The organism is Agrobacterium sp. FDAARGOS_525 (genome assembly GCF_003938925.1).
In the GTDB taxonomy this organism is placed as follows: Bacteria; Pseudomonadota; Alphaproteobacteria; order Rhizobiales; family Rhizobiaceae; genus Agrobacterium; species Agrobacterium pusense.
In genome coordinates this window covers 1152634-1165000 of sequence record NZ_RKIU01000004.1, presented here as the reverse complement: position 1 = coordinate 1165000, position 12367 = coordinate 1152634, and the positions used below count along the sequence as shown (strand labels likewise).

The 12367-nt window shown below is 59.2% G+C and carries 10 protein-coding genes; 6 read left to right on the top strand and 4 right to left on the bottom strand.

Features of this window, described 5'->3' with window-relative positions; all coding sequences use genetic code 11:
* Positions 1-299: 299 nt before the first annotated feature.
* Together hutC and EGT36_RS21755 are read right to left on the bottom strand one after the other, a co-directional pair.
* Positions 300-1025, bottom strand: a complete 726-nt coding sequence (hutC, locus tag EGT36_RS21760) for a histidine utilization transcriptional repressor HutC (RefSeq protein ID WP_034500326.1) — start codon at positions 1023-1025, stop codon at positions 300-302.
* A gap of 51 nt (positions 1026-1076) precedes the next feature.
* Positions 1077-2423, bottom strand: a complete 1347-nt coding sequence (locus EGT36_RS21755) for a formimidoylglutamate deiminase (protein WP_125271069.1) — start codon at positions 2421-2423, stop codon at positions 1077-1079.
* A 115-nt stretch (positions 2424-2538) separates the two neighbouring features.
* Here EGT36_RS21755 and hutI point away from each other — a divergent pair, with 115 nt between their 5' ends.
* From hutI to EGT36_RS21725, 6 genes are all read left to right on the top strand, one after another.
* On the top strand, positions 2539-3798 hold the full coding sequence (gene hutI, locus EGT36_RS21750; RefSeq protein ID WP_037090356.1) for an imidazolonepropionase: 1260 nt from the start codon (positions 2539-2541) through the stop codon (positions 3796-3798).
* On the top strand, positions 3795-5339 hold the full coding sequence (gene hutH / locus EGT36_RS21745) for a histidine ammonia-lyase (protein ID WP_037090358.1): 1545 nt from the start codon (positions 3795-3797) through the stop codon (positions 5337-5339). Before hutI ends, hutH begins: the two co-directional genes overlap by 4 nt.
* Positions 5340-5411: 72 nt before the next feature.
* Positions 5412-6215 (top strand): N-formylglutamate deformylase, encoded by an 804-nt coding sequence (gene hutG / locus EGT36_RS21740; protein ID WP_037090360.1) that lies wholly within the window; start codon positions 5412-5414, stop codon positions 6213-6215.
* 11 nt (positions 6216-6226) lie between these two features.
* Positions 6227-7900 carry a urocanate hydratase gene (gene hutU / locus EGT36_RS21735; RefSeq protein ID WP_003584890.1) on the top strand — a complete coding sequence of 558 codons (1674 nt, stop codon included), beginning with the start codon at positions 6227-6229 and terminating at the stop codon, positions 7898-7900.
* A 193-nt stretch (positions 7901-8093) separates the two neighbouring features.
* Positions 8094-9104, top strand: coding sequence for an alpha/beta fold hydrolase (locus tag EGT36_RS21730; RefSeq protein ID WP_037090364.1), 1011 nt, complete (start codon positions 8094-8096; stop codon positions 9102-9104).
* Between the two features lie 37 nt (positions 9105-9141).
* Positions 9142-9714: a HutD/Ves family protein gene (locus EGT36_RS21725; RefSeq protein WP_037090674.1), complete on the top strand. Its 573-nt coding sequence runs from the start codon at positions 9142-9144 to the stop codon at positions 9712-9714.
* Positions 9715-9724: 10 nt separating this feature from the next.
* Here EGT36_RS21725 and EGT36_RS21720 read toward each other — a convergent pair whose 3' ends face one another.
* Together EGT36_RS21720 and EGT36_RS21715 are read right to left on the bottom strand one after the other, a co-directional pair.
* Positions 9725-11203 (bottom strand): M81 family metallopeptidase, encoded by a 1479-nt coding sequence (locus EGT36_RS21720; RefSeq protein ID WP_125271068.1) that lies wholly within the window; start codon positions 11201-11203, stop codon positions 9725-9727.
* Between the two features lie 70 nt (positions 11204-11273).
* The gene (locus EGT36_RS21715; protein WP_125271439.1) at positions 11274-12362 is read right to left on the bottom strand and encodes a D-TA family PLP-dependent enzyme; all 1089 of its coding nucleotides are present in this window, start codon (positions 12360-12362) and stop codon (positions 11274-11276) included.
* Between the last annotated feature and the right edge of the window lie 5 nt (positions 12363-12367).

The window sequence follows — 12367 nt, the reverse complement described above, 5'->3', positions numbered from 1 at the left end:
GAAACCAAACAAGCAACCAGCTCATTCCTTGATTTATTTAGAACGAAAGACTTCGTCGCCAGCAGCGCCGCCGCCCTCGTTCAGTGAGCGGACTTATAAGAGAACCCCACCGAACAAGTCAACAGCCGAAAATGCGAATTCTAAAAAAATCAGTCAAGCTATTGATTATAAAAGGTAGTTTACAATTTATCGTATTAATTACCAACGATTAATGATTCCAGCACGACTTTGCCGGAAGCATAGCATGCCTCGCCTATATGGGGTTTCATGTTCGCAATAAGAGGGGTTAAGCCTTACAATCAATCCGCGGACGGGCTGAAACGGGCGACAAGAGCGTGCGCATTTCCGGGATAGGTGAACCGCACATAGGTGACGGCGCCGGAATTGCTCCACGTCCGGCGCTCCACGACGAGGCAGGCCTGCTTTTCAGATATGGCCAGCAGGCGCGCAATCTCTTTCGACGGCGTTTCGGCACTGATACGGTGTTCGGCATTGCTCCACGGAACATGGCCGAGCAGCCACGGGCCGGGCGCAACGCCGCCGAAATCGGCTTCTGCAGCCTCCGGCACCGTTACGAGGTTGACAAGGCGCTGCTCGATACAGAATTCCCGCTCGCCCGCGAAGTGAAGACAGACGATATCCAGCAGCGGCGCGCCAGCTGCCATGTCAAGCCGTGTACGGTCGTCTTTCGTTGCCGTACGCTGCGTGCATTTCAGAACCTTGAAGCCGTAATCAAGACCGAGGGATTCAACCTCGGCCCTGATGTCGTGAATTTCGAGAACTGCCGACTGGATCTGCGGTTGACGAACGAAACTGCCGGATTTCTTGCGTCGCTCGATCAAACCCGCCTTGGCGAGCTGACTCATGACCTTGTTCACTGTCATGCGCGAGCAGTCATAATGGGTGGCAAGATCGACCTCGAACGGCAGCCTGTAACCGGGCGGCCATTCCCCCGAGACGATCCGCCCCTCTATATCGCTGAGGATCGTCTGGTGCAGGGTCTGTCCGGCCGATGCCTTTGTCACGTCCGTGATACCTTTCCGCACGGGCTCTTTCTCGTTCTCGCCGAGCCCATATCAGCTATTAAGAAGTTCGGCCATGACCTGGTTGAAACGATCCGATATTTCCCGGCGCCGGATATGCTGACCCTCCTGCACCTGTTTTTCGCCACGGACCCAAACGGTATCGACACGGACATTGCCTACAAATAACCATTGATCGAGGATCTTCGACGCGGGAAGATAGGGCACGGCCGAAATATCGAGCGCGACAAGATCGGCGCTCTTTCCCTTTTCGATTCTACTTTCTGACATGAGTGCCCCGCCGCCGCCTTCCAGCGCCGCCTGGAAAAGTTTTTCCCCGGTGGAACTGCCCGCATCGGCAATGACATTACGCGCGCGCCGAGACAGACGTTGGGAATATTCCAGCGTGCGCAGCTCTTCAGAAACCGAGATGAGAATATTGGAGTCGGATCCGACACCGAAATGTCCGTCTTCCGCGAGAAAATCCGGAGCGTGGAAGACACCGTCGCCGAGATTGGCCTCCGTGACAGGGCAGAGGCCCGCAACCGCGCCGCTCCGTGCCATACGGCGTATCTCCGCTTGCGTCATATGCGTGGCGTGTATGAGGCACCAGCGCTTATCGACCGGCGCGTTCCCGAGAAGCCATTCCACTGGCCGCGCACCGGAAAAAGCGAGGGAGTCCTCGACCTCTTTGATCTGTTCCGCCACGTGAATATGGATCGGCCCGTCCTTTGCGAGCGGCACGATGGCCGCAAGCTCATCACCGGTCACAGCGCGCAGGCTGTGCGGCGCGATGCCAAGCGCCGCACCCGGAAGGGATTTGACGACAGCCTGTGCGCCCTGCATCAGCTTCTCGTAACTGTCAATTGAATGGATGAAACGTTTCTGCCCGTCGATTGGCGGCTGACCGCCGAAACCGGAATGCGCGTAAAAGACCGGCAGCAATGTCAGGCCTATACCCGTTTGGGCAGCGGCAGCGCCTATACGCTCCGCCATTTCGGCGATATTTCCGTAATGTGAACCGTCCCTGTCATTGTGCAGGTAATGGAATTCTCCGACCCTGCCGAAACCGGCCTCCAGCATTTCCATATAAAGCTGTGCAGCAACGGCCTCGACATGGTCAGGCGTCATGGAGAGGGCGAATTTATACATGACCGTGCGCCAGCTCCAGAAACTGTCGTCGGCAGGCCCGCGGATTTCGGCAAGTCCAGCCATGGCCCTCTGGAAGGCGTGGCTGTGAAGATTGGGCATGGCCGAAACGATGACGGCATGGCGTTCATCCTGCCGCTCGGGAGAAACACCGCTTTCGACCGATGAAACAACCCCGCCATTACAGACGATACGGACATCCTGCGCCCACCCGCCGCTGAGAAGTGCCGCACCTGCGTGAATTGCCGTCATACCACCCTCTCCTCTTGTTACGACATCGGGCAAGGCCATTTCGGACAGAAAATGCGGCTTGCCAAGCCGATTATTATGTATATACATTTACGCCATAAAGGAAAGGCGAAAAGCAATGCCCGGGAACAAATCTGCAAAGGGAGCGGCGATGGGAAACGCAACGGCCTTGTGGCGTAATGCCCGGCTGGCCACCTTCGATCCATTGAGGGAAGGCATCGGCGCAATCGAAAAAGGCGTGATCGCCGTCAGCAGCGGTCGCATCGCATTTGCTGGCCCGGAGAGCGATCTGCCCGCTTATCTCGCCGCCGCGGAGGAAATCACTGATTGCGACGGGCGCTGGATCACTCCCGCTCTGATAGATTGCCACACCCATCTGGTCTTTGGCGGCAACCGCGCCATGGAATTCGAAATGCGGTTGAATGGCGCGACTTATGAAGAGATCGCCAAGGCGGGTGGCGGCATCGTGTCCTCCGTGCGTGACACACGCGCGGTTTCGGAGGATGTCTTGATAGCGCAAGCGCTGCCCCGTCTCGATACGCTTCTTTCCGAGGGCGTCTCGACGATCGAAATCAAATCCGGTTACGGCCTCGATATAGATACCGAATTGAAAATGCTGCGTGTTGCCCGCAGGCTGGAGACGCTGCGGCCGGTGCGGATCGTCACCAGCTATCTGGCCGCCCATGCGACTCCCGCTGAATATAAGGGTAGGAACGGTGACTATATCACCGATGTCGTTTTGCCCGGGCTGGAAAAGGCACAGGCGGAAGGGCTGGTCGATGCGGTGGACGGCTTCTGCGAAGGCATCGCATTCTCCGTCGAAGAGATAGCACGCGTTTTTGAAAAGGCGCGGCAGCTTGGTCTGCCCGTCAAGCTGCATGCCGAGCAGCTTTCCAACCTGGGTGGCGCAGCGCTTGCCGCCTCCTGCGGCGGGCTTTCCGCCGATCATCTGGAATATCTGGATGAATCAGGCGCCAGAGCACTGGCCAAGGCGGGAACGGTGGCCGTACTCTTGCCCGGCGCCTTTTATGCGCTTCGTGAAAAACAGGCTCCGCCGATGCAGGCATTGCGCGATGCAGGCGCGACAATCGCCCTCGCCACCGACTGCAATCCAGGCACCTCACCGCTCACTTCCCTGCTTTTGACCATGAACATGGGTGCAACGCTTTTCCGCATGACCGTGGAGGAATGCCTGGCAGCGACAACGCGCAATGCCGCCAAGGCGCTTGGCCTGCTTGCGGAAACCGGCACGCTGGAGGCCGGGAAATCCGCTGATCTTGCAATCTGGGATATCGAACGCCCGGCCGAGCTTGTCTATCGCATCGGTTTCAATCCGCTCCATGCCCGCATATTCAAGGGACAGAAGGTTTCTCCATGACCATGACGACCATTACGCTTCACCCCGGCAACGTGGCCCTGGCCGACCTGGCCGGCATCTACTGGAACAACGGCTCCGCGAAGCTGGACCGCTCGTTCGACGCCGGCATCGAAAAGGCGGCTGCCCGCATTGCCGAGATTGCCGCGGGTAATGCCCCCGTCTATGGCATCAATACCGGTTTCGGAAAACTTGCCTCCATCAAGATCGATGCAGCCGACGTGGCAACGCTGCAGCGCAATCTCATCCTGTCGCATTGCTGCGGGGTAGGCGCGCCGCTTCCTGAAAATGTGGTTCGGCTGATCATGGCGCTGAAGCTGATTTCGCTTGGCCGCGGCGCTTCCGGCGTGCGGCTGGAACTGGTGCGGCTGATCGAGGCCATGCTGGAACAGGGCGTTATTCCCGTCATTCCCGAAAAGGGTTCCGTGGGCGCTTCCGGCGATCTCGCGCCGCTTGCCCATATGGCGGCGGTAATGATGGGCGAGGGTGAGGCTTTTTATCAGGGCGCTCTGCTGCCCGCCGGCCAGGCGCTGACGAAAGCCGGGCTGACGCCGGTGGTTCTCGCCGCCAAGGAAGGGCTTGCCCTGATCAATGGCACGCAAACCTCCACCGCACTGGCGCTTGCCGGGCTTTTTCGCGCCCATCGCGCCGCACAGGCTGCGCTGATTACCGGCGCACTTTCCACGGACGCCGCCATGGGGTCTTCCGCTCCATTTCACCCGGATATTCACAGCCTGCGGGGCCACAAGGGGCAGATCGACGCGGGATCTGCGCTTCGCAGGCTGCTCGACGGCTCCGAAATCCGCATCAGCCACATCGAAGGCGATGAGCGGGTGCAGGATCCCTATTGCATCCGCTGCCAGCCGCAGGTGGATGGCGCCTGCCTTGACCTCCTGCGGCAGGTGGCCCGCACGCTGGAAATCGAAGCCAATGCGGTGACCGACAATCCTCTGGTGCTTTCTGACAATTCCGTCGTGTCCGGCGGCAATTTCCATGCCGAACCGGTGGCCTTCGCCGCCGACCAGACGGCGCTCGCGATTTGCGAGATCGGGGCCATCGCCCAACGCCGTGTCGCGCTACTGGTCGATCCGGCGCTTTCTTATGGCCTGCCCGCTTTCCTTTCCAAAAAGCCGGGGCTGAATTCCGGGCTCATGATCGCCGAAGTCACGTCCGCAGCGCTGATGAGCGAGAACAAGCAGATGGCACATCCAGCCTCGGTGGATTCGACGCCAACCTCGGCCAACCAGGAAGACCATGTCTCCATGGCCTGCCACGGAGCGCGGCGACTTTTGCAGATGACCGACAATCTATTCGCCATCCTCGGGATCGAGGCGCTTTCAGCTGTTCAGGGCGTGGAACTGCGCGGGCCGCTGAAAACCAGCCCGGAACTGCAAAAGGCCATTGCCGTGCTACGGGCCGCAATCCCTTCGCTGGAGGAAGACCGTTATATGGCGCCGGATCTCAAGGCGGCGGCGGAGTTGATCGCCTCCGGTGCGTTGGTCGCCACGATTTCGGACGGCATCCTGCCGAAGCTGGAGGCTTGAGATGAGGCACGTTTTAACCTTCGCCAACTCTGTTCTTGCAGGGGCTAAACCCACGGAAAAGAGAGGCAATCGATGAAGACTCCCTTTGCCCTTCACCAAGGCACTTCGCCGATCATACTCGGTCTGCCTCACACCGGCACGGATGTTCCGGCGGAGATTTGGAGCCGCCTCAACGACAACGGCAAAATTCTGGCCGATACGGACTGGCACATCCATGAGCTTTATGCCGGGCTTCTGGAAAACGCGACAACCGTGAGGGCGACGTTCCATCGTTATGTCATCGACGCCAACCGCGACCCGGCCGGGGTGAGCCTTTATCCGGGCCAGAACACGACCGGGCTGGTTCCGGACACCGATTTCGACGGCAAGCCTATCTGGAATGAAGGGCAGGAACCCACGCCGGATGACATTGCGGACCGTCTGGAAACCTTCCACGCGCCCTATCATGCAGCTCTTGCGGCCGAGATCGAGCGGATCAAGGGCATCCATGGGATCGCCATTCTCTATGATTGTCATTCGATCCGTTCGCACATCCCCTTCCTCTTTGAAGGCAGGCTGCCGGATTTCAACATCGGCACGGATATGGGCAGAACCTGTGATCCCGCCATCGAACACATCGCCGTTGAGGCCACCGCCGCCGCGCAAGGTTACGACAGCGTTCTGAACGGCCGCTTCAAGGGTGGCTGGACGACGCGCCATTATGGCAGGCCGCAGAAAGGTGTGCACGCAATCCAGATGGAGCTGGCACAATCCACGCATCTGCAAAGCGAGGTGCCGCCTTTTGCCTATGACGCGGGCAAAGCCGAACGCCTTCGCCAGCATCTCAAGACGATTCTCACGCGCATGGAAGAATTTGCGCTCGACACGAAACGATAAGGGGAAATCTTATGAACAATCCGCGCCATAATATTCGCGACGTTCGCGCACCGCAGGGCACCGAGCTCAATGCCAAAAGCTGGATGACGGAAGCGCCGCTGCGCATGCTGATGAACAATCTCGACCCTGATGTTGCCGAGCGACCGCATGAGCTGGTGGTTTATGGCGGCATCGGCCGCGCCGCCCGCACATGGGACGATTTCGACCGCATCGTCGCGACGCTGAAGGATTTGAACGAGGACGAGACCCTGATCGTGCAGTCCGGCAAGCCGGTCGGCGTCTTCCGCACCCACAAGGATGCGCCGCGCGTGCTGATCGCCAATTCGAATCTGGTGCCGCATTGGGCCACCTGGGATCATTTCAACGAGCTGGATAAGAAGGGCCTGGCCATGTACGGCCAGATGACCGCGGGTTCGTGGATTTACATCGGCACGCAGGGCATCGTGCAGGGAACGTACGAAACCTTCGTGGAGGCTGGCCGCCAGCATTATGGCGGTAATCTCAGGGGCAAATGGATCTTGACCGGCGGTCTCGGTGGTATGGGCGGCGCGCAGCCGCTCGCCGCCGTCATGGCCGGCGCCTGCTGCCTTGCCGTCGAATGCGATGAAACCCGCGTCGATTTCCGTCTGCGCACCCGTTATGTTGATGCGAAGGCGCATACACTTGATGAGGCGCTGGCGCTGATCGATCAATGGACGAAGGCCGGCGAGGCCAAGTCCGTCGGCCTGATCGGCAACGCAGCGGAGATATTCCCGGAACTTTTCCGTCGCGGCATCCGGCCCGATATCGTGACCGACCAGACCTCGGCGCACGATCCGATCCATGGTTATCTGCCTGCCGGCTGGAGCGTGGCCGAATGGCGCGCCAAACAGGAGAGTGATCCACAGGCCGTTGCCGCTGCCGCTCGCGCCTCCATGAAAGTTCACGTCCAGGCCATGGTCGATTTCTGGAATGCCGGCGTTCCGACGCTTGATTACGGCAATAATATCCGCCAGGTCGCAAAGGACGAAGGGCTGGAAAACGCCTTCGCTTTCCCCGGCTTCGTGCCGGCCTATATTCGCCCGCTGTTTTGCCGAGGCATCGGGCCGTTCCGCTGGGCGGCACTTTCCGGTGACCCGGAGGACATCTACAAGACCGACGCCAAGGTGAAGGAACTACTGCCCGACAACAAACACCTGCACAACTGGCTGGATATGGCGCGCGAACGCATCGCGTTTCAGGGCCTGCCTGCCCGCATTTGCTGGGTGGGGCTCGGCGACCGCCATCGTCTCGGGCTTGCCTTTAATGAAATGGTCAGGAACGGTGAGCTGAAGGCGCCCATCGTGATCGGCCGCGACCATCTCGATTCTGGCTCCGTCGCCTCGCCCAACCGCGAGACCGAATCCATGAAGGACGGTTCCGATGCCGTATCGGACTGGCCGCTGCTTAACGCACTGCTTAACACTGCATCCGGTGCAACCTGGGTATCGCTGCATCACGGCGGCGGTGTTGGCATGGGCTTTTCCCAGCATTCCGGCATGGTCATCTGCTGCGATGGCACCGACGACGCCGCGCGTCGGATCGAGCGTGTTCTGTGGAATGATCCGGCAACCGGCGTCATGCGCCATGCCGATGCAGGTTACGAGATTGCCGTGGAATGCGCCAAGGAGCAGGGGCTGCGTCTGCCCGGTATTCTCGGCAATTGATGAGCGTGCCGCGCGGTCCATCGCCGCGCGGCATTCCGACCTTGCGTCGGCAAAGCCTCAGGGCATTACCCAACGCTCCTTTGACTGAAACTTCCGGTTCGATTTTCTCGTTGTTAGCTGTTGGTCGGTCATAGCCGATCATTTTTAGCGTCTATAACGGCGCGGCAAGCTTTAATGGAGTGCGGAAGACAGCATGGCACCACGGCGTATTTCACTTGCCTTCAGCTTTTTGGTTGGTGCAATTTTTCCGGCTTTTTCTTTGACCGTTCCTGCATCCTCCCAGGCCCAAGAGCCTGTGCCGGTAAGAATCGATGTTGGCGGATATAAGCTCAACAGCCTGTTGCTGGAACCGCAAGAGCAGGCAGAGCTGCCACCGATCGTCTTCCTGCATGGCGCGAGCGCAAGTCTCTACGACCCGCTGTTGTCCTTTGCGGACAAATTCCGCGGTCGCGCAAAACTTCTGTTCGTCGACAGGCCGGGCCATGGCAGTTCCGACATCGGCGGCAAAGATAATATCCTGCCCGACGGACAGGCCGACGCCGTGGCTCAACTGATGAAAAAGCGCGGCATCCGCAAGGCCATCATCGTCGGCCACTCCTTTGGCGGAGCCATTACCGCGGCATTCGCGCTTCGCCACCCGGAGATGGTGTCGGGCCTGGTGTTTCTTTCTCCGGCGGTTTACCCTTGGCCTGGAGGCATCGCCTGGTATTACACGGCGGCAAGCGCCCGGGTGACAGGCCCGCTTTTTTCGATCTTCGTCGCACCGCCCGTGGGTTTCCTTGCGCTCGACCGGGCGACGCGCGGGGTTTTCGCCCCCAATCATCGTCCTCCTGGCTATGTGGAGGCAACGCGCGCATGGGGGGCGTTGAGACCGCAGGCTTTTCGCCATAACGCGCAGGAAGTCGCCGCGCTGAACACATGGGCGCGGAGCGCCTCACCGAACTACTCCAAAATCAAGGCGCCGACCGTCATTATAACCGGCGACACCGACAGTGTTGTTTCACCGGAAATTCATTCCCGCCAGCTTGCACGCGCTATTGACGGGTCGAGCTTGATCGTTGTGAGGAATCTCGGACACAAGTCGGACTACGTTGCGCGTGATCTTGTGGTCGCGGCGATCGAAAAACTCGCCGGAAAAAGTGTTGATCTACGCGCCGCGCAAAAAAAGCTTGAACAACGTATCGCTGGCGACCGCGATAAATAGTGCCATCGTCCAGACAAACAACCAGGGAATGCAGAAGATGAGACACCTAGAAAACACCGCCTATACATCAATGCCCTGGAAAAACGGCGGCGGTGTAACGACGGAGATCATCGTTCATCCCGCAAAAGCCTCGATGGCGGATTTCGACTGGCGCATCAGCATGGCGAACGTTGCGCAAGACGGGCCTTTTTCCATATTTCCCGGAGTTGATCGCACCCTTTGCATCCTCGAAGGGAAAGGCATGAGCCTCAGCATCGACGCACGCGAGCCGGTGGCGTTGACGATGGCAAGCGATCCCCTGCCCTTCGCCGCGGATGTTCCGGTGGACGCCGTTTTGGCAGATGGTCCCATCGTCGATCTCAATGTCATGTCCCGTCGCGAGCAATATTCGCATCGCGTCGAAAGACACCGCACCACACTCACTGTCCAGTCGACGGGGTCAACGGCGACAATAATCTTTGCCGTTGACCCCGTCAGCGTCTCATCAGCCGGCCAAACGGTGCATTTGCAGCGACGCGACAGCCTCTTGCTGGAGCGCGGCGCCGGATTTGCGGTGAAGAGCATGGAAGAGGATGGTCGTTTCTTCGTCGTGACGTTTGATCAGGTCTAAGCTGCTTCCCTCAATCGAGACCGAGCGGGTCGGCAACCCGTGGCCATAGGCCAAGGCTTGCCTTGCGGTAAGGTGTTTTTGCCGGGTCGGTGGGATAGGAGGTCGGGGCCGCGATATAGACGATCTCTGAAGCGATCGGCGCAAAACCCGCGTGAAAATGGTTGGTCGACTTGACGAGCAACACGTCTTTTTTCGCGAAATCAATTCCGAGATTGGAAAAGATATCCGGCTCATAAGTTTGCGTTCGACTGGTGATGAGAATGATGTCGATTTCGGTGCCGAGCGGCCGGACAACGGCGGCGCGGCCGAGCGTAACGCGACTATTACGGAAACTCTGCCAGCCGGTCTCGACGGTGCGCATGACCTTTACTCGGAAATCCAGCGGATCGCCGCCCTGCGGACTGGATTTTCCACCGATGCGAAGATCGAGCTCTGCGCCCTCCCCCGCTGCATGGCAAAAAGACACTGCGATGGGATCCCAGATCGTCGCAACGCCGATCCTGTCCATGCCGCGCTCTACCATGCGGCGCAGAATGTGGGTCGCGTCACCCGCGACACCGCCGCCGGGATTGTCCCATATATCCGAAACCACCACCGGCCTTTGCCAATTTTCGCTGTGAATGGCAACGGCCTGGTCGAGACCAGCTTCCGTATCCAGCATCGGCATGGCGGTCAGCCTGCGCATGGCATAAAGTTCACGGCCCAGCTTTTCGGCCAGCGCGTCCCCTTTGGTCCTGTCGTCATCCGTAACAACGACGATGCGTGTGCCCATGTCCGGTACATCACCTGCCATGAATCCATGAATAACGGAGATGGAGAGAATACCGTCTTTGCCCTCCATCGCCTTCAGCCGGTCCACATAAGAACGCATCGGCTCACGGCTGGTCGGATAAATGGTGATCATTCGGCAATCGAAAGTCGAGATGACGGGCCTGATTTCGCCGCGCAGAGTACGCAACGCCATTTCGACGACATGTTCGCCGCGTTCCTCAAAATCGGTATGGGGAAATTCCAGGAACGTCGCCATGATATCCAGGCTTTCAACCCTTAATGCCGTGAGATGGCTATGGGGATCGAACTCCGCCGCAATCAAGACGTCCGGGCCCACCATTGCCCGCATCCGCGACAGGAAATCCCCTTCAGGATCGTCATAGCCCTGCGCCACCATGGCGCCATGCAGGCCAAGAACCACAGCATCGACCGGCAGGGCTGCCCGGAGCTCCGAAAGAATGGTGTCTCGCAGTGTTTCATACGTCTGGCGCTGGATGAGGCCGGCAGGCTCCGCCCAGCAGGACGTGCCCTCGATGACCGTGAACCCTTCCGCCTTGCCGCGGCGCCGCAGAATAGGGACCGGCGAGGAGCATAGCGTCGGCGTGTCCGGATGTTCACCCGGCCCGGCATAGAAAGCCGCACGAAAGGCATCCATATCCGTGGGAACAGGTGAAAACGTGTTGGTTTCGGTGGCGAGCGACGCCGTGAATATGCGCATTTATGGGGTCTCGTTGCCGGAGCTGCCTGCGGGCTGAGCTCGTTTCCTCAAGTTAATTAGCCGGGTAACATTACCAGACCGTACCGCGTGCAGCGACCTCTTCGACGCGGGTAACAACGCCGTTTCGATGGAACACCATCCTGTCGAAAAGGTTGCTGACGACGCATGTATGGTTCGGCACGACCCTGACGACATCGCCGATCCGGGGACCGCCGGACGTGCAGCCGGAAAGATCGACAACCGCGTGTTCTTCAGAGAGTGAGATGATTTTTGCGCCTTCATGGCCTTCGATCAGCCCATAATCGTTGAAGCCGAGGAGATCGGAGGTCAAAGCCTTGGAGCCGCAATCAAGCACGGCGCGGTCCGCTGCAGGCCGCGAGACAACGGTAGCGAGAACATGCATTGCCAGATCATCGGCCGTGCAATGGCCGGCACGCAACATCGCCCGGTCATTATAGACATAGGTGCCTGCCCGGTGTTCGGTTGCAGAGGGGACGAGATGCGCTGCATAGAAGTCCGGCGAGCCGCCGCTGGAACGAACCGGGCAGTCCACGCCTTTTGCCGCAAGCAGCGCCATGGTGTCGCGCAGGAAGCTTTCCACCTTTTCAGCTCCGCCCGGTGCCGGATAGGTCAAGATACCCTTGAAAATAAGTCCCGGCGCGGCGACGATTTTCTCAGCAAGTGCCGCTGCCGCCTCCGGTGTCTGCACACCGCAACGCTTTCCGCCTGTATCACATTCAACGAGCACGGCGAGCGGCCGCCCCTCATCAAACGTGGCAGCGAGGCCGGCAACCGTCACGTCGCTATCAGCAACGACGCTCAGCTGAGCTATACGGGCATTCAGCGCTTTCAACCGCGACAGTTTCGCGGCACCAAGAATATTGTAGGTAATCAGGATATCGTCAAAACCGGCGTCTGCGAAAACCTCCGCTTCGCTAACTTTCTGGCAATTGATGCCTATGGCGCCAGCCTGAAGCTGCTGTCGGGCGATGGCCGGTATCTTGTGTGTCTTGATATGCGGCCGGAAGGCCTTGCCATGACTGTCGAGATAGGCCTGCGCTTTCTTTATATTGGCGGCAAGCCGGTCTTCGTCGATCACCGGCATTGGCGTCGAAATGGCATCAAGCTTTGCGCCCTCGTCAGGCCATGGATAGGTCATCATAT